We start from the raw sequence: 16,448 nt of genomic DNA on the forward strand, positions 1-16,448 counted from the left end.
CAAAGGCCCGCATCTTTAGGATGGCGTTGTCAAGAAGGTGGAACTTCAGAGTTTCTCCGTGCGGTGGCACTCGTTAGTCAGGGGGAATGCGGTGATCCGAGCAGCGAAGTGAGTGCTCACGCGGCACTTGTGCCGCGGGACCTTCAAGCACCGCCCGAGAAGGGACAGTTGAAAGTGAAGTACGCGAAGTCTGCCGCAGTTGCTGTTGGTTCCGTCATGGCGCTGGGTGCGGCCGTGCCCGCTTTCGCCGCCCAGCCCGGCGCTCCGACCATGAGCCTCAACGGCGCTCTGACGGACGCGCTGCACAGCAAGCAGCTGGACGGCCACCAGATCGCACCGCTGGTCAAAATGGTCAAGACCACGAAGGACAAGGTCAAGTCGACCAGCGCGAAGAATCTTCTCGGGAGCGTCGCCGGAGCCACCAAGAAGCCGCTGCTCGGTGGTCTGCCGCTCGGTAAGTAATTCCCGGGCGCGCGGGCCCGCCCGCCGGCCGCGGCGTGGATATTCGCAGTTCATCGTTTCCGGCGATACCGCAGCTGCCGAATGCTTCACAGGCCCGGCCGAAATCCCCGGGCGGGGTGCGGTGGCCCACCGAATGACTCCCGCCCGTATCTCCGAGGCGCTTCCCCTGCTCGGTACGACTGATCAGGGGAAAGCTCATTGGAGTGAATCAGCACAACCCAACTCAATTCTTTCGAGTTGGGCAGCTTGTCCGTCCCAAGGGCAACCCGAAACACGAAGGACTAGCAATGATCAAGAAGACGCTGGCGACCGCGGCTGCGGCTGTGTCCATTGTCGGCATTGCCGTCGCTGCCGCCCCGCAGGCGATGGCCACCGGTAACGACCAGGGCACCTCCACCGTCAATGGCAACGGTGCCCGGCAGATTTACGGCAACTCCACCACGTACGGCTACATGAGCCCACAGATCGGCTTGATCCAGGGCTCTCTCAACAAGCCGTGCCTCGCCCTGCCCAAGATCAACGGCTTGGCGGGCCTCCAGGACATCAACGTGCTGTCGTCGCCGCAGAACCAGCAGTGCACCGAGAACTCGACCCAGGCCAAGGGCGACGAGCCGCTGTCGCACATCCTGGACGACATCGCGCTGCTCTCCGCCAACGGCGCCGGCAACCGCTGAGCGGCTGAGTAAGGCCCGGGCTGCCCAGTCCTCCTTCTTCTGGGCGGCCCGGGTTTTTGCTGCCTTCGCCCGGCGAAGCCGGGATTGGTGCGGAAACCGCGGCCTCCGGTAAGCGATTTGTTATTCGCCTGTGACCGATACGCGGTGCGCCGGATCGTTAAGAATGATGTGTGGAGGGAAGCGTGCCAATGCCCTTGTGTGATTGATGGGGTTGCCGGGGCATTGGCACGCCGGCCGGAAACACAGGACAGGGCCTGCTGAGCCGTTTACCGGCGATGTAGGCCCTTTGTCATACCGTCCGTCCGGAGAGTCCAGGGGGGAGGCTCGCGCGGAGGATATGAGGCCCGTTGAAGCGCAGGACATCTTTCGGGAAATGCATCGCCATCTGTTCGGGTGATGATGCGGAACTCGTGCGGCTGCGACGGGTTATTCAAACAGGGCTCCCGTGCCGGGAGTTCCTTCTCCTGAAGGGTTTGCGCGATGAAGAAGATGATGGCGGGCGCGGCGATTGCGGCGTCGCTCGTGGGAATGACCGCGGCGGCCGCGCCGCAGGCCATGGCGATCGGCAACGATCACGGCACGTCCACGGTCAACGGCAATGGCTCCAAGTCGATTTACGGCAACTCCACCACGCACGGCAATCTGAGCACCCAGCTCGGGCTCGTGCAGGGCTCCCTGAACGACCTCTGCCTGGGCCTTCCGAAGGTCAACATCGCGGCGGTCGCCCAGGACATCAACGTGCTGTCGTCGCCGCAGAACCAGCAGTGCGTCGAGAACTCCAGCCAGGCGAAGGGCGACGAGGCGCTGTCGCACATCCTGGACGACATCGCGGTGCTGTCCGGCAACGGGGTTGCCAACCACTGACGACCAACGGCCTCGGCCGTTCCACCGCTTGTGCCCCGGGCGGTCGGCGCCGCGTATGCGCTGCCGGCCGCCCGGCCGTGCGAGCAGCACGGGGGAGGGGTGCGGGCGGCGGTCCGTACGCCTCGACTGCAGATGAGGGATGACAGATGCGACAGAGCCTGAAGGCGTGCGTGTTCGTGGCGGCGGCGTCGGGCGTGCTCGGTGCGAGCGGCAGTGCGGCGTACGCGGATGCCGGTGCCGGGGGGAGCGCGACGAACTCTCCCGGAGTGCTGTCCGGGAACAGCATCCAGGTGACCGTGGACACCCCGGTCAACGCCTGTGGCAACTCGGTCGACGGGGGCGCGGCGCTCAACCCGGCCATGGGGGCGTCGTGCGGGAACGGAGCGCCGGCCTTCCGGCAACCGCCGCCGGCGCAGCGTCCCCCGGCGGACCGGCTGCCTCCCGGGGCGGAGCATGCCCCGGGGGTGCGCTGGACGGCCCCGGAGCCGGAGCAGCGCGCGCAGCCGGAGCGGCGACCGGCCCCGGAGCGGCGAGCGGCCCCGGAACGGGACGGGCGCCCGGTCACGGCGCCGGTGGAGCACACCGCCCCCAGGCCGCCCGCCCCGCGGCCGGCGCAGGAGGCGCGGGTGGATGCGGTGGCACGGGCCGGGGCCTCGGCGGGCTCCGCGCTGCTGGCGGCCACCGGGGCGGACGAGCTGGCCGCGGTGGCCGCGGTGGGCGGCGGGCTGCTGGTGGGCGGGGCGCTGCTGCTGCGCCGGGCGCATACCCGGCGCCGATGAGCGGACGGGCCGCGCACGGGCGGCCGGGCGGCCCCTGGAGCTACCGGGGGCCGGCCGTCCGGCCGAGCGGGTCCGGCGGGCCGCTCGGCCGGAGCCGCCCGGTCGAGCCGGCCGTCGGCATCGCCGGACGACTCGACCGCGGACCGTCGTACCGCTGCCGCCGGGCTGAGCTGCGGCTGGAAGCGGCCCTGCGGGGTGTACGGCGGATCGTGCGGATCAACGGGTGAAACCCGTGTCCGGCACGGGAAGGATCGTTCTTTCGCTCATTGGTGGGGACCGGTCTTCCGGGTGTTTGAAACGGGGCGGAACCGTTAGCTCCGCCGGGCCGTGCCGCTGTCTCCAGGCTCTGGCAAAATTGGGGTGAAAGCCGCAAAAGTGATGAGTCGATGAGGTGGGGACATGCTCATTGCGCTGGCGCAGACCGACTGTGTGCTGGGTGACGTCGAGGAGAACCTCGTCATCGCCCGCGAGCAGATCGAGCAGGCGGCGGCGCAGGGCGTGGATGTCGTGGTGTTCCCCGAACTGAGCCTGCACGGCTATCACTTGGGCGCCCTCAAGCGCGACAAGTCCCTGGAGGGGAACGATCCCCGGCTGCTGGAGCTCAGCATCCACGGCCCGGATGTGCTGGTCGGCTTCCACGAGCACACCAGTCTGCGGGCGTACAACACCGCGGCGCACTACTCGGGCGGTGAGCTGGTGCATGCGCACCGCAAGCTGTATCTCCCCAACTACCTGGCCTGGGAGGAGCGTAAGCACGTCAGCCCGGGGCAGTCGCTGCGGGCCTACGAGCTGAAGCGGGCCAGGAGCGGCGGCCGGGGGGCCACGCTGGTGTGCAATGACGCCTGGCAGCCGGCGCTGCCGTGGCTGGCGGTGCAGGACGGCGCCGAGGTGCTGTTCATCCCGACCAACAGCGCGGCGAGCCTGGACCCGGAAGCGATGGACACCGGCCTGTACTGGGACACCCTGCTGTCCTATACGGCGAAGATGCTGCAGTGCTGGGTGGTCTTCGTGAACCGGGTGGGCAATGAGCACGGGGCGGCGTTCTGGGGCGGCTCGCGGGTGGTGGACCCGCGCGGTGCCGTGGTGGCGCAGGCGCCCAAGTGGGAGCCCGCGCTGGTCGCCGTGGAGATCGATCTCGCCGAGGCGCGGCGGCAGCGCCGTGCGGTGCCGCTGGTCGCCGAGGCCCGGCTGGGGCTGATCGACCGCGAGGTGCGGCGGCTGATCGACGAGGGCGGCGACCACTGAGGGCCCGGTGCCCCGGCGTCAGTGGTGGGCTGCGGACTCCCGGCGGGGCTCCTCGGCCGGCTCGTCGTCCTTGACGGCCCGCGCCTCGGCTTTGAGCATGCGCATCGAGCGGCCCAGGCCGCGCGCCATGTCGGGCAGCTTCTTCGAGCCGAAGAGCAGTACCAGCACCGCGAGGATCAGGATCAGGTGCCAGGGCTCGAACGCGTTGCGGAGCATGGTGCGCTCGCTTTCGTCGGGGGGCCGGACGTTCTGTCCAGTATTACCCGAAGGGTCCGGCCGTCCGGTCCAGGGGGTGCCCGGGCCGGACGGCCGGCGGTGCGGCTACCAGCTGGACTTGCGGACGCCCGGCAGATAGCCCGCGTGGGCCTGTTCGCGCAGCCGTACGCGGGACAGGCCGAAGGTGCGGAAGTAGCCGCGCGGGCGGCCGTCGACGCTGTCGCGGTTGCGCACCCGGGTGGCGCTGGCGTCCCGCGGCTGGCGGGACAGCTCGCGCCGGGCGGCGGTGCGCTCCTCCTCCGGTGTGTGCGGGCTGCGGATCAGGGCCTTGAGGACGGCGCGCCGGGCCGCGTAGCGGGCGACCGTCGCGCGGCGCTTCTCGTTCTTGGCGATCTTGCTCTGCTTGGCCATCAGACCTTTCCTCCTCGTGCGCGGATGCGGGCGACGGCCGCCTCGATCCCGATCGTGTCCACGGTCTTGATGCCCTTGGCGCTCAACGTGAGCCGGATGTGCCGGCCCTCGCTCTCCAGCCAGTAGCGCTTGCGCTGGATGTTGGGGTCGAAGCGGCGCGGGGTGCGGCGGTGTGAGTGGGAGACGGACTTGCCGAAGCCCGGCGTGCGGCCGGTCAGCTGGCAGTGGGCGGACACAGGGTGATCCCTTCGGTCGTCGGCCCCGGTGAGGGCCTATTGAAAATGGAAACCATTTCCGTATACTAACCGCATGGCCCGCAACGAACTACGCCCGGTCGTCAAGCTCCGGTCCACCGCCGGCACCGGCTACACCTACGTGACCCGCAAGAACCGCCGTAACGACCCCGACCGCCTGGAACTGCGCAAGTACGACCCGGTGGCCGGACGGCACGTCGCTTTCCGAGAGGAGCGCTGAGCACCGTGAAGCCTGGAATCCACCCCGCCTACGGGCCGGTCGTCTTCCGCGACCGGGCCGCCGACTTCGCCTTCCTGACCCGCTCGACCGCCACCAGCGAGAAGACGGTGGAGTGGGAGGACGGGAACACCTATCCCGTCATCGACGTCGAGATCTCCTCGGCGAGCCACCCCTTCTACACGGGCACCGCCCGGGTGCTGGACACCGCGGGCCGCGTCGAGCGGTTCGAGCGCCGCTACGGCGCGCGCGGGACCCGCTGATGGAGCGGCTCAACGTCGTGCTGGTGGGCGGCCTGCACACGGACGCGCGGCGGGCCGCCGTCGAGCGGCTGCTGCGGACCGTCCCCGGCAGCGTCGCCCTCCATCACGACCTCGCCTCGGCGACCGACGGCACGGTGCGGCGCACCGTCCGTGACGCGGGCGGCACGCTCGACACCGGGGAAGCGCCGCTGGTCAACGACTGCGCCTGCTGTGCGCTGCGCGAGGATCTGGTGCCCGAGCTGGAGCGGCTGGCCGCCGGCCGGACCTGCCGGCTGGCGATCGTCGAACTGTGGGACTCGGTCGAGCCCAAGGCGATGGCCGAGGTGGTCACCGCCTGCGGCAGCGAGAACCTCGCGCTGACCGGTGTGCTCACCGCCGTCGACCCCGCGCTGCTGCTGCCGTACCTCGGCTGCGGCGACGACCTCGCGGAGGCGGGCCTCGCCGCCGCGGCCTCCGACCAGCGCACGGTCGCCGACACCTGGGCCCGGCAGCTGGAGTACGCGCCGGTGCTGGCGATCGCGACGGGGGAGGAGCCGGCGGAGCCGGCCGACCTGGCGCTGCTCGGCCAGCTGCACCCGATGGCGCACCAGGTCCCGGTGGAATCGGAGGAGTTGGCGGCCGCCGCGACGGCCGGCTTCGACGTGGCCGCGGCCGCGGACCGCCAGCACCCGGCCTGTGCGCTGCTGCCGCAGGAGGCCGAAGCGGAGGGCGTCTCCACGCTCGTCTGGCGGCACAGCCGGCCCTTCCACCCCGAGCGGCTCTACGCCGCGCTGGAGGACCTGACCTGTGCGGCCGCGCGCAGCCGGGGCCGCTTCTGGCTGGCCGACCGTCCGGACACCCTGCTGTCCTGGGACGCGGCCGGCGGTGCGCTGTGTGTGGAGAACGCCGGGCCGTGGCTGGCCTCGCTGCCGGACGCCGCCTGGGAGATGGTGCCGCCGATGCGCCGGGCCGCCGCCGCGCTGGACTGGCACCCCGAGAACGGGGACCGCACCCAGCATCTGGTCTTCACCTCGCCGGGCCTGGACCGCGAGGGCCTGCGGTCCCTGCTGGACTCCTGTCTGCTCACCGACGCCGAGTACGCGGGCGGCCCGCCGGCCTGGAAGAGCCTGCCGCCCGCCTTCGACGCCCTCCTCGACCCCGTTTCGTAAGACAGGCCGCGTCCGTACGCACGGAACCGGCCCCCTCAGTACGTACAAGGAAGCTCCCCATGCCCCGACGGCACGACCCGCGCCGCCCGTCCAAGCCCCGCCGCAACCCGCTGGACGTGGCGGGCATCACCTACATCGACTACAAGGACACCGATCTGCTGCGGAAGTTCATCTCGGACCGCGGCAAGATCCGCAGCCGCCGGGTCACCCACGTCACCGCGCAGCAGCAGCGGCAGCTGGCCCGCGCGATCAAGAACGCGCGGGAGATGGCACTGCTGCCCTACGCGTCCCGGTGACGGCCGCCGTCCGGTGACGGGCAGGAGGTTCCCTACGTCTGACGCGTAGGGAACCTCCGTCGTTTGTCCGGGGGTGTGCGCAGGGGCAGGGCCCTCGTGCCGGGCGGGCGGGGCAGCCGGAGACGGAACCCGGAGGGCGTGGCACACGTCTTTCCTTTGCCATGAGCGCAGAGGCCCCGTCGATCCGTACCAGGTGACGGCGTATCGCGCCGGGGGAGACGGTCGGCCGGCGACCGTGTGTGAGGGGCCGGTGACGGTGCTCGACGAGCTGTGACGGCGTCGGCACCCGGTGTCGTGCACGTGCATCTGCGCATGCATCCGCATGTGAACGCAGCTATGATCCCGGGCAGTTGACACCATTTATCACCGGGAGACCCCTGTGCCCCACGCATACAACGGCATGGCCGCCACAGATCTCCGTGATGTGGCATGGCAGAAGAGCAGGCACAGCAACTCCCAGGGCTCCTGTGTGGAGTTCGCCAAGCTGCCCGGGGGAGACATCGCGGTGCGCAACTCCCGTTTCCCGGACGGCCCGGCGCTCATCTACACGCCGGCCGAGGTGCAGGCGATGCTGCTCGGCATCAAGGACGGAGAGTTCGACCATCTCGTCCGGGACTGAGTGCCCGTAGGGGACCCGGCGGTTGCGGGGGAGTGCGCGCCCGTAGGCGGTGAAGTGAAGCGCCCGCACAGGACGACCGGGCGCCCGCGTGTCACGGTGCGCCCGGTGTACGGAACGGCTACGGCAGCCGGAAGAGAGCCCACACGATCTTGCCGTGCGCGGCACCGGCCAGCGGATGCCAGCCCCAGCTGTCGCTGAAGGAGTCCACGAGATACAGCCCGCGCCCCGATTCCGCGGCGGAATCCGCCTCACCGGCGACCGGTGAGTCATCGCTCGGGTCCCGTACGGCGCAGACCAGCCGGGAGGACCAGCGCATCAGATGCAGCCGGGCGGGCGGAGTGGCGTCGCCGTGCTCCGGGGCGGCGAGGATCGCGTGCCGCAGAGCGTTGGTGACGAGTTCGGAGACCACCAGGGCGACCGAGTCGAAGAGCTCGTCCAGCTCCCAGCCCTGCAGGGTCTCGCGGGTGAACGCCCGTGCGCAGCGCACCGATTCATAGCGCGGTGGGAGCGTGCGGGATGCGGATCCGGAGACAGCCAGGGGGTCGACGGGAGGAAAGCCCTGCCATAACGGCTCGAGCATGGTCAAAACCTTGGTCCCCATGCGAGGCACTCCTGGCGTTCGCGGACGTCATGACCCTGGCCGGTCAGCCGGATCTGGCGGATCTTTCACGAGCGTGCATGCGTGCGACGCCTATGGTTCCCAATGTGCGAGACAGATGCAAGGGCAGATGCACGTGCACGTGCCGTAATTGCCCTTGTGTACACGGATTTGCTGGTGATTCTTCCTGCGGCATCTTGTGGAGGGCTTGCGGGGGCCGCACGTATCAGTAACCGGATGAGCACTCAACGAAGCCCGAACATGGCAGACTGCGGCCCACTGTTGGACGGGGTGGGGTCACAGGAGGGTCTGAGAGGTGTCCGCAAGTGAGTCGAGCGGGTCGGTGGTGCGGCGAATCCTGCTCGGGTCGCAGCTCCGTCGGCTGCGTGAATCGCGCGGGATAACCCGCGAGGCGGCCGGCTACTCGATCCGTGCGTCCGAATCGAAGATCAGCCGCATGGAGTTGGGCCGCGTGAGCTTCAAGGCACGGGATGTGGAGGACCTGCTCACCCTGTACGGGGTCGGTGACGCCCAGGAGCGCGAGGCGCTGCTCTCTCTGGCGCGGGAGGCGAACGTCGCCGGCTGGTGGCACAGCTACAGCGATGTGCTGCCCGGGTGGTTCCAGACGTATGTGGGGCTGGAAGGCGCCACTTCTCTTCTCCGGGTCTACGAAGTCCAGTTCGTCCACGGGCTGTTGCAGACGGAGAGCTATGCGCAGGCCGTCGTCAGACGGGGCATGCCCGACGCCGGGCCCGCGGAGATCGAGAGACGGGTCGCGCTGCGCATGGAGCGCCAGAAGCTGCTGGTGGCCGAGCGGTCGGCGCAGTTCCACTGTGTGCTGGACGAGGCCGCGCTACGGCGCCCGTACGGCGAACGCGCGGTGATGCGCGAGCAGTTGAAGCATCTGATCGAGGTGTCGGAGCGGCCCAATGTGCGGCTCCAGGTGATGCCCTTCAGTCTGGGCGGGCACGCGGGCGAGAGCGGTGCCTTCACCATGCTCGGCTTCCAGGAGTCGGGTCTGCCGGACGTCGTCTATCTGGAGCAGCTGACGAGTGCGCTGTATGTGGACAAGCCCGAGGAAGTGGCCCAGTACGCACGGGTGATGGACCGCCTCCAGGAGGAGGGGCCGAATCCGGCCGAGACCAGGGACCTGTTGCGTGGTCTGCTCCAACTGATGTGACGCGTCGGTAGGATGGCGCACCATCAGGAGTCAGCACCCCCCAATGCGGCGCCCTGAGCGCCCTGTTCTCCAGATCGGGATGGCATGTCCTACTTCGACGAGTTGGCGTATCAGTTCATCGACGGTGAGTGGCGGTCCGGCAGCGGCTCGTGGGACATCGTCGATTTCAATCCGTACAACGGCGAGAAACTGACCTCCATACCCGTCGCTACGGTAGAGGAGGTCGACCAGGCCTACCGTGCCGCCGAGCGCGCCCAGCGGGAGTGGGGCGCCACCAATCCGTACACCCGGCGGCTCGTCTTCGAGCGCGTGCTGCGGATCATCGACGACCGCGAGGCGGAGCTCGGCGAGGCGATCGCCGCGGAGGTCGGCGGCACGCTCGCCAAGGTGGGCTTCGAGCTCCATCTGGCCAGGGAGTTCCTGCGCGAGGCCATTCAGCTGGCGCTGCGCGCCGAGGGCCGCATCCTGCCCTCGCCCATCGACGGCAAGGAGAACCGCCTCTACCGGCTGCCGGTCGGTGTCGTCGGGGTCATCAGCCCCTTCAACTTCCCCTTCCTGCTGTCGCTCAAGTCCGTCGCGCCGGCCCTCGCGCTCGGCAACGCCGTCGTCCTCAAGCCGCACCAGAACACCCCGGTCTGCGGCGGCGGTCTGGTCGCCAGGATCTTCGAGGAGGCCGGGCTGCCGGCGGGGTTGCTGAACGTCGTCGTCACGGACATCGCCGAGATCGGCGACGCGCTCATCGAGCACCCGGTGCCCAAGACCATCTCCTTCACCGGCTCCGAGAAGGTCGGCCGGCATGTCGCGACGGTCGCCGCCGCCAATTTCAAGCACACCGTGCTGGAGCTGGGCGGCAACAGCGCCCTGGTCGTCCTGGACGACGCGGACATCGACTACGCGGTGGACGCCGCCGTCTTCAGCCGCTTCGTCCACCAGGGCCAGGTCTGTATGGCCGCCAACCGGGTGCTCGTCGACCGCGCCGTGGAGCGGGAGTTCACCGAGAAGTTCGTCGCCAAGGTCGCCTCGCTGAAGGTCGGCGACCCCACCGATCCGCAGACGCACATCGGTCCGCTGATCAACGAGGGCCAGGCCGAGGCGATCTCCGCGCTGGTGGACCGCGCGGTCGAGGACGGCGCCACGGCGCTGCTGCACGGCGAGACCCGCGGCACGCTGGTCGCGCCGAGCGTGCTGAGCGGTCTGCCGGAGGACTCCCCGCTGCTGCGGCAGGAGATCTTCGGGCCGGTCGTGCTGCTGGTGCCGTTCGACGGTGACGAGGAGGCGGTGCGGCTGACCAATGCGACCTCGTTCGGGCTCAGCGGTGCCGTGCACACCGGGAACATCGAGCGCGGGGTGCGGTTCGCCAAGCGCATCGACACCGGGATGTTCCACGTCAACGACGCCACCGTGCACGACGAGCCGATCGTGCCCTTCGGCGGGGAGAAGAGCTCCGGGGTGGGGCGGCTCAACGGCGACGCGATGGTGGAGGCCTTCACCACGACCAAGTGGATCTCCATCCAGCACGGGCGGTCGCAGTTCCCGTTCTGAGCTTCTGAGCTTCTGGGCTTCTGCGCCTCTCGGCGGACGGGTCCGGGACGATCCCTCGCGAGTTGCGGACAGAAGCTGACCGCAAGGGCTCCTACGTTGAGTGGTGTCGGAAGGCGGACGGCGAAAGGGCCGGCCGCCGAGGACGTCACGAAAGGTGGACCCCATGCCCACTCACGTTCTTGCCGAGGCCCACGGCGACGAGACCGGTGCGCTGCTGGCCTTCCTGGAGGCCCAGCGCGGCGGGCTGCGCCGGGCGGTCCTGGGGCTGACCGACGACCGGGCGACCCAGCGGCCGAGCGCCAGTGAGCTGTCGCTGGCCGGACTGGTCAAGCATGTCGCGGAGACCGAGCAGGGCTGGGTCGAGACCGCGCAGGAGCTGCCGCACTCCATCGAGCGGACCCAGGACACCTGGCATCTGAGCTTCCAGATGGAGGACGGCGAGACCCTGGCCGAGGTGCTGGCGTTCTGGGACGGCGTGGCGAAGCGGACGGAGGAGTTCATCCGCTCCGTGCCCAGCCTGAACGACACCTTCCCGCTGCCCCCGGCGCCGTGGTTCCCGCCGGAGGCCCGGCAGTCGATGCGCTGGCTGCTGCTGCATCTGATCGAGGAGACGGCCCGGCACGCCGGCCACGCCGACATCCTCCGCGAGTCCCTCGACGGCAAGACGGCCTTCGAGCTGGTGGACGAGGAGCGCGCGGCCCGGGAGGGGTAGCGGGCGGGGTCCTCGCGCGCTCTAGGCTGGCGGAAGGGGCGCGCGAGGAATTGAGGAGACGATGTCGGCGATCCGGCTGTTGGTACTGGGCGCCGTGCGGCAGCACGGCAGGGCGCACGGCTACCAGGTGCGCAACGACCTGGAGTACTGGGGCGCCCATGAGTGGTCCAACGCCAAACCCGGCTCGATCTACCACGCGCTCAAGCAGATGGCCAAGCAAGGGCTGCTGCGCGCCCATGACATCGCGCCCAGCACCGCCGGCGGCCCGCCGCGTACCGAGTACGAGCTGACCGCGGCGGGCGAGGCCGAGTATTTCGCGCTGCTGCGCGCCGCGCTCTCGCAGCACGACCAGAAGGTCGACATGCTCAGCGCGGGCATCGGCTTCCTCGTCGATCTGCCGCGGGCCGAAGCGGTGGCGCTGCTCAAGGAGCGGGTGCGGGCGCTGCAGGAGTGGCGCGGCACGGTCACCGGGTACTACACCCCCGAGGGCGGGACCGGGCAGCTCGGCCACATCGGCGAGATCATGCACATGTGGGTGCACTCCGCGGACAGCGGTGCCGAGTGGACGCAGGGACTGATCGAGCGGATCGAGGGCGGGGCGTATGTCTTCGCCGGTGAGGGGGAGCCGTTCGTCGGGGTCCTGGCGGACGGGCAGGAGAACCCGTACGCGACGACGGACGCGGAGAAGCGGGACGCGGAAGGTCCGGGCGGGGGCGGGAGCGGCGGCGCGGGCGACGGCGGGGCCGCCACGGAAGCGCGCTGACCGGGGCCGACTGGGGCCTGCCAGGCGGACCGGGCCCGGCGCCCGTCAGTGATGGAACGCCGTGGCGACGCTCTCCGGGCGCTGCATCGGGCCGGGCTGGTCGCGGAGTTCGGGCAGCAGCTGTTCCAGGTCCATGAGGAACAGGTCCGCCAGGTCCAGGGAGAAGCCATTGCGGCAGACCACCCGTAGGACGGAGAGGTCCTCGCGGTTCTCCGGGAAGGTGTACGCGGGGATCAGCCAGCCGCGCTCCTTCATCCGCCGGGAGACGTCGAAGACGTCGAAGGCGGTGACATGGTCCGCGGTGGTGAAGGCGAAGACCGGCAGCTGGTCGCCCTCGGTCAGCAGCCTGAAGTCGTCCAGCGCGCCGATCCGTTCGGCCATCGAGCGGGCCACGTCACGGGTGGCCTGCTGGACGGCGCGGAAGCCGGCCCGGCCGAGCCGCAGAAAGGTGTAGTACTGCGCGGCGACCTGGGCGCCGGGGCGGGAGAAGTTGAGGGCGAAGGTCGGCATGTCGCCGCCCAGGTAGTTGACCCGGAAGACCAGCTCCTCGGGCAGCGCCTCCGTATCGCGCCACAGCGCCCAGCCGACGCCCGGGTAGACCAGGCCGTACTTGTGCCCCGAGGTGTTGATGGAGGCGACCCGGGGGAGCCGGAAGTCCCAGACCAGCTCCGGGTCGAGGAACGGGGCGATCATGGCGCCGGACGCGCCGTCCACATGGACCGGGATGTCCCAGCCGTGCTGCCGGTGGACCTCGTCGAGCGCCGCGCAGATCTCGGCCACCGGCTCGTACGACCCGTCGAAGGTCGAGCCGAGGATCGCCACCACGCCGATGGTGTTCTCGTCGCACAGCGCGGCGGCGGAGGCGGCGTCCAGATGGAAGCGGTCGCCCTCCATCGGGACCAAGCGCGCCTCGACCTCCCAGAAGTTGCAGAACTTCTCCCAGCAGACCTGGACGTTGGCGCCCATGATGAGGTTCGGCCGGGCCTGCCCCGGATACCGCTCCTGGTTGCGCTGCATCCAGCGGCGCTTGAGGGCCATCCCGGCGAGCATGCAGGCCTCGCTCGACCCGGTGGTGGAGCAGCCGACGGCGGCCGCCGGGTCGGGGGCGTGCCATAGGTCGGCGAGCATCGCCACACACCGCTTCTCCAGTTCGGCGGTGCGCGGGTACTCATCCTTGTCGATCATGTTCTTGTCCCGGCAGTCCGCCATCAGGACGCCGGCCTGCGGCTCCATCCAGGTCGTGACGAACGTCGCCAGATTCAGCCGGGAGTTGCCGTCCAGCATCAGCTCGTCGTGCACGAACTGGTAGGCGGTACGTGGGGAGACGGGGCCATCGGGCAGGGTGTGCCGCGGTGGGGCGGACTCCATACCGGCGACCGGGTCGGCCTCGCCGTAGAAGGGATTGACCGGGTGGCCGGTCTGCTTACGGTCGGAAGGCGATGCGCCTTTGTGCAGAGTCATCTGTCGCGCCTACCCGTCAACTGGCTGGAGAAAGGCCGTGTTTGATGGCTTTGGTGAACTTCACCACGCGCTCCGCCTGGATGCGGGCGGCGGTGCGGGCTTCGTCGTCGAGCGGGGTATCGGGGCCGCCGACATGGGAGGTGCCGTAGGGATTGCCGTCGGTGAACTTCGCCGGGTCGGTGTAGCCCGGCGCCACGAGGATGCCGCCGAAGTGGTGGACGGTCTGGTAGAGCGCGAGCAGCGTGGACTCCTGGCCGCCGTGCTTGGTGGCGCTCGCGGTGAAGCCGCTGTAGACCTTGTCGGCCAGCCTGCCCTGCTGCCAGAGGCCGCCCAGGGTGTCGAGATACTGCTTGAGCTGAGAGGTCACATTGCCGAAGCGGGTGGGGGTCCCGAAGATCACCGCGTCCGCCCAGAGCATGTCCTCGTGGGTGGCCTCCATGATGTCCGCCGTGGCCGCGGCGTTGGCCGCCCAGGCCGGGTTGGCGTCGATCGCGGTCTGCGGGGCGAGTTCCGCGGCCCGGCGCAGCCGGACATCGGCCCCGGCGTGCTCGGCGGCGTCCGCGATCAGCCGTGCGAGCTCGGCGACGGTACCGGTCGACGAGTAGTAGATGACGGCGACATGGACGTCATGCACGGGCATCGGCGTACCTCCTCGAACCCGACAATAAGGGCATAGGGGGTACGTGGCCTCCAGGGTTCACCCAGTGGAAGCGCAACGGGCGGGCGGCCGCCCCGAAGGACCGCCACCCGCCCGTAGGCCAGCTCCTGCCGCCGGGCTCCCGTCAGCTCGCGCTGGCCAGCGACAGCTTCGCGGCGAAGCCGAGGAACGCCGCGCCGGCGCCCGCGGACAGCCCGGCCGTCAGCCGCCTGCGGCGGCGGAAGGTCGCCGCCAGGAACGTCCCGCTGAAGATCAGGACCGACAGATACGTGAAGCTGAACAGCTGCGCCCAAGCGCCCAGCGTCAGGAACGACAGCACCGGGTGGGCGTAGGAAGGATCCACGAACTGCACGAAGAAGGAGATGAAGAACAGGATCGCCTTCGGGTTGAGCAGACTGACCACCAGCGCCCTGCGGAACGGCCGCTCCACGGCCTCCTTCGGCACCTCGGACGCCCCGTCGCCCCGCTCGGCCCGGCGGGCCTCCCGGCCGCGCCACAGCGCCCAGGCGCCGCGCAGCATCCCGACCGCCAGCCACGTCAGATAGCCCGCACCGGCGAACTTGACGACGGTGAACAGCACCGGAGTGGTCTGCAGCAGCGAGGCCACCCCGCCCGCCGACAGCGTCATCAGCACCGTGTCACCGCACAGCACCCCGGCCGCCGCCCGGTACGCCACCCGCGGGCCGCGCCGGGCCGCCACCGACACGACGTACAGCGAATTCGGCCCGGGCAGCAGAATGATCAGCGCGAGCCCCACCAGATACGTGGACAGATCCGTTATCCCCAGCATGTGCGGCAGGATCTCACCCCCCGATCCGCCGCCTCACCGGGTTTTCAGGATGCGGACTTGCACCTCACGCGGCGTGAGGTCTCATCGTGGAGTGCGTACCCACAAGGGAGCGGAAGTGAGCCATTCGGTAGGGCAGGTAGCGGCGTTCGCCGGTGTGACGGTGCGCACCTTGCACCATTACGACGAGATCGGGCTGCTCCAGCCCGGCGAGCGCAACCACGCAGGTCACCGGCGCTACGGCGATGACGACCTGGACCGGCTGCAGCAGATCCTGTTCTACCGGGAGCTCGGCTTTCCGCTCGACGAGGTCGCGGCCCTCCTGGACGATCCGCACACGGACCCGCAGCAGCATCTGCGGCGCCAGCACGACCTGCTGACCGCACGGATCGACAAGCTCCAGAAGATGGCCGCCGCCGTCGAACACGCGATGGAGGCACGCAGGATGAACGTACGGCTCACACCGGAGGAGAAGTTCGAGGTCTTCGGGGACTTCGACCCCGACGAGCACGCGGCGGAGGTCGAGGAGCGCTGGGGCCACACCGAGGCCTACAAGGAGTCGCAGCGCAGGACGGCCGCGTACACCAAGGAGGACTGGAAGCGGGTGACGGAGGGGCTCGACGCCGTCCACCGCAAGATGGCGGACCTGCTCGCGCAAGGGGCTGCGGCGGATTCCGCGGCGGCCATGGATGTCGCCGAGGAGCACCGGCAGTTCATCTGCGGTGCGTACTACGACTGCTCCCCCGAGATGCACACCTGCCTCGGCGAGATGTATGTCACCGATGAGCGCTTCACCGCCACCTACGAGGCGATCAGGCCCGGCCTCGCCGTCTACATGCGGGACGCGATTCTGGCCAACGCGGTCCGCCACGTGTGATCCGTACGGGCCGGGGAGCGCGCCCCTGGCCCGTACGGAGCCCTGCCCGGGGTCAGCCCTGCGGCGAGAGCACCACGGCCGTCCCGTAGGCACACACCTCGGTGCCCACGTCGGCGGCCTCCGTGACATCGAAGCGGAACATCAGCACCGCGTTCGCACCGCGCGAGCGGGCCTGCTCCACCAGCCGTTCCATCGCCTGGTTACGGGTCTCGACCAGGGTCTTGGTCAGGCCCCGCAGCTCGCCGCCGATCATCGACTTCAGGCCCGCGCCGATCTGGCTGCCGAGGTGCCGTGAGCGCACCGTCAGGCCGAAGACCTCGCCGATCACCCGTTCCACGTGAAACCCCGGGACGTCGTTGGTCGTCACCACCAGGACGTCGGACTGCGCCCGCTGCCCGCCGCCGTATTCTTCGATGCCCATG

General features: G+C 69.8%; 24 protein-coding genes. 16 read left to right on the forward strand and 8 right to left on the reverse strand.

Annotated elements, in window-relative coordinates:
- Nucleotides 1-174: 174 nt before the first annotated feature.
- The 6 genes from NUT86_RS23345 (at nucleotide 175) to NUT86_RS23370 (ending at nucleotide 4,024) form a co-directional block, all read left to right on the forward strand.
- The gene (locus tag NUT86_RS23345; RefSeq protein ID WP_026169720.1) at nucleotides 175-462 is read left to right on the forward strand and encodes a hypothetical protein; all 288 of its coding nucleotides are present in this window, start codon (nucleotides 175-177) and stop codon (nucleotides 460-462) included.
- Nucleotides 463-749: 287 nt separating this feature from the next.
- Nucleotides 750-1,136: a rodlin gene (locus NUT86_RS23350; RefSeq protein WP_018090070.1), complete on the forward strand. Its 387-nt coding sequence runs from the start codon at nucleotides 750-752 to the stop codon at nucleotides 1,134-1,136.
- 480 nt (nucleotides 1,137-1,616) lie between these two features.
- Entirely contained in the window at nucleotides 1,617-2,000 is a 384-nt protein-coding gene (locus tag NUT86_RS23355) for a rodlin (protein ID WP_018090071.1), read from the forward strand.
- Nucleotides 2,001-2,146: 146 nt separating this feature from the next.
- Nucleotides 2,147-2,779 carry a chaplin gene (locus NUT86_RS23360; RefSeq protein ID WP_274737463.1) on the forward strand — a complete coding sequence of 211 codons (633 nt, stop codon included), beginning with the start codon at nucleotides 2,147-2,149 and terminating at the stop codon, nucleotides 2,777-2,779.
- A complete protein-coding gene (locus tag NUT86_RS23365; RefSeq protein WP_274737465.1) occupies nucleotides 2,776-3,006 on the forward strand; it encodes a hypothetical protein in 231 nt (76 codons plus the stop codon). The genes NUT86_RS23360 and NUT86_RS23365 overlap by 4 nt, the downstream gene beginning before the upstream one ends.
- 172 nt (nucleotides 3,007-3,178) lie before the next feature.
- Nucleotides 3,179-4,024 carry a nitrilase-related carbon-nitrogen hydrolase gene (locus NUT86_RS23370; RefSeq protein WP_159486958.1) on the forward strand — a complete coding sequence of 282 codons (846 nt, stop codon included), beginning with the start codon at nucleotides 3,179-3,181 and terminating at the stop codon, nucleotides 4,022-4,024.
- Nucleotides 4,025-4,042: 18 nt separating this feature from the next.
- Here the strand turns inward: NUT86_RS23370 and tatA are convergent, their stop codons facing one another.
- From tatA to rpmB, 3 genes are all read right to left on the reverse strand, one after another.
- Entirely contained in the window at nucleotides 4,043-4,240 is a 198-nt protein-coding gene (tatA, locus tag NUT86_RS23375) for a Sec-independent protein translocase subunit TatA (protein ID WP_274737467.1), read from the reverse strand.
- Nucleotides 4,241-4,345: 105 nt separating this feature from the next.
- On the reverse strand, nucleotides 4,346-4,651 hold the full coding sequence (rpsN, locus tag NUT86_RS23380) for a 30S ribosomal protein S14 (protein WP_018090076.1): 306 nt from the start codon (nucleotides 4,649-4,651) through the stop codon (nucleotides 4,346-4,348).
- Nucleotides 4,651-4,887 carry a 50S ribosomal protein L28 gene (gene rpmB, locus NUT86_RS23385; RefSeq protein WP_018090077.1) on the reverse strand — a complete coding sequence of 79 codons (237 nt, stop codon included), beginning with the start codon at nucleotides 4,885-4,887 and terminating at the stop codon, nucleotides 4,651-4,653. Before rpmB ends, rpsN begins: the two co-directional genes overlap by 1 nt.
- Before the next feature lie 73 nt (nucleotides 4,888-4,960).
- Here rpmB and rpmG point away from each other — a divergent pair, with 73 nt between their 5' ends.
- From rpmG to NUT86_RS23410, 5 genes are all read left to right on the forward strand, one after another.
- Entirely contained in the window at nucleotides 4,961-5,125 is a 165-nt protein-coding gene (rpmG, locus tag NUT86_RS23390) for a 50S ribosomal protein L33 (RefSeq protein ID WP_006604069.1), read from the forward strand.
- Nucleotides 5,126-5,130: 5 nt separating this feature from the next.
- Nucleotides 5,131-5,385 carry a type B 50S ribosomal protein L31 gene (locus tag NUT86_RS23395; RefSeq protein WP_018090078.1) on the forward strand — a complete coding sequence of 85 codons (255 nt, stop codon included), beginning with the start codon at nucleotides 5,131-5,133 and terminating at the stop codon, nucleotides 5,383-5,385.
- On the forward strand, nucleotides 5,385-6,533 hold the full coding sequence (locus NUT86_RS23400) for a CobW family GTP-binding protein (RefSeq protein ID WP_159486952.1): 1,149 nt from the start codon (nucleotides 5,385-5,387) through the stop codon (nucleotides 6,531-6,533). Before NUT86_RS23395 ends, NUT86_RS23400 begins: the two co-directional genes overlap by 1 nt.
- Nucleotides 6,534-6,592: 59 nt before the next feature.
- Nucleotides 6,593-6,829, forward strand: coding sequence for a 30S ribosomal protein S18 (gene rpsR, locus NUT86_RS23405; protein WP_109891666.1), 237 nt, complete (start codon nucleotides 6,593-6,595; stop codon nucleotides 6,827-6,829).
- 379 nt (nucleotides 6,830-7,208) lie between these two features.
- Nucleotides 7,209-7,448, forward strand: coding sequence for a DUF397 domain-containing protein (locus NUT86_RS23410; protein ID WP_018090081.1), 240 nt, complete (start codon nucleotides 7,209-7,211; stop codon nucleotides 7,446-7,448).
- Nucleotides 7,449-7,566: 118 nt separating this feature from the next.
- On the opposite strand, the gene NUT86_RS23415 is transcribed toward NUT86_RS23410, so the two are convergent.
- On the reverse strand, nucleotides 7,567-8,049 hold the full coding sequence (locus tag NUT86_RS23415) for an ATP-binding protein (RefSeq protein ID WP_078518639.1): 483 nt from the start codon (nucleotides 8,047-8,049) through the stop codon (nucleotides 7,567-7,569).
- A 313-nt stretch (nucleotides 8,050-8,362) separates the two neighbouring features.
- Here NUT86_RS23415 and NUT86_RS23420 point away from each other — a divergent pair, with 313 nt between their 5' ends.
- The 4 genes from NUT86_RS23420 (at nucleotide 8,363) to NUT86_RS23435 (ending at nucleotide 12,243) form a co-directional block, all read left to right on the forward strand.
- On the forward strand, nucleotides 8,363-9,226 hold the full coding sequence (locus NUT86_RS23420) for a helix-turn-helix domain-containing protein (protein WP_109891670.1): 864 nt from the start codon (nucleotides 8,363-8,365) through the stop codon (nucleotides 9,224-9,226).
- A gap of 84 nt (nucleotides 9,227-9,310) precedes the next feature.
- Nucleotides 9,311-10,768, forward strand: coding sequence for an aldehyde dehydrogenase family protein (locus NUT86_RS23425; RefSeq protein ID WP_266440386.1), 1,458 nt, complete (start codon nucleotides 9,311-9,313; stop codon nucleotides 10,766-10,768).
- A gap of 163 nt (nucleotides 10,769-10,931) precedes the next feature.
- Nucleotides 10,932-11,480 (forward strand): DinB family protein, encoded by a 549-nt coding sequence (locus NUT86_RS23430; protein WP_018090085.1) that lies wholly within the window; start codon nucleotides 10,932-10,934, stop codon nucleotides 11,478-11,480.
- Nucleotides 11,481-11,541: 61 nt separating this feature from the next.
- Nucleotides 11,542-12,243 carry a PadR family transcriptional regulator gene (locus tag NUT86_RS23435; protein ID WP_159486950.1) on the forward strand — a complete coding sequence of 234 codons (702 nt, stop codon included), beginning with the start codon at nucleotides 11,542-11,544 and terminating at the stop codon, nucleotides 12,241-12,243.
- A gap of 45 nt (nucleotides 12,244-12,288) precedes the next feature.
- Here the strand turns inward: NUT86_RS23435 and NUT86_RS23440 are convergent, their stop codons facing one another.
- The 3 genes from NUT86_RS23440 to leuE form a co-directional block, all read right to left on the reverse strand.
- A complete protein-coding gene (locus NUT86_RS23440) occupies nucleotides 12,289-13,704 on the reverse strand; it encodes a glutamate decarboxylase (RefSeq protein WP_274737470.1) in 1,416 nt (471 codons plus the stop codon).
- A 16-nt stretch (nucleotides 13,705-13,720) separates the two neighbouring features.
- On the reverse strand, nucleotides 13,721-14,344 hold the full coding sequence (gene wrbA, locus NUT86_RS23445) for an NAD(P)H:quinone oxidoreductase (RefSeq protein ID WP_274737471.1): 624 nt from the start codon (nucleotides 14,342-14,344) through the stop codon (nucleotides 13,721-13,723).
- A 142-nt stretch (nucleotides 14,345-14,486) separates the two neighbouring features.
- A complete protein-coding gene (gene leuE / locus NUT86_RS23450) occupies nucleotides 14,487-15,152 on the reverse strand; it encodes a leucine efflux protein LeuE (RefSeq protein WP_274737472.1) in 666 nt (221 codons plus the stop codon).
- Between the two features lie 115 nt (nucleotides 15,153-15,267).
- Here leuE and NUT86_RS23455 point away from each other — a divergent pair, with 115 nt between their 5' ends.
- The gene (locus NUT86_RS23455) at nucleotides 15,268-16,026 is read left to right on the forward strand and encodes a MerR family transcriptional regulator (RefSeq protein ID WP_020397733.1); all 759 of its coding nucleotides are present in this window, start codon (nucleotides 15,268-15,270) and stop codon (nucleotides 16,024-16,026) included.
- 52 nt (nucleotides 16,027-16,078) lie between these two features.
- On the opposite strand, the gene NUT86_RS23460 is transcribed toward NUT86_RS23455, so the two are convergent.
- A complete protein-coding gene (locus NUT86_RS23460; protein ID WP_018090091.1) occupies nucleotides 16,079-16,447 on the reverse strand; it encodes a YbjQ family protein in 369 nt (122 codons plus the stop codon).
- Between the last annotated feature and the right edge of the window lies 1 nt (nucleotide 16,448).

This window comes from Streptomyces sp. G7(2002), from assembly GCF_028870195.1.
GTDB lineage: Bacteria > Actinomycetota > Actinomycetes > Streptomycetales > Streptomycetaceae > Streptomyces > Streptomyces nigrescens.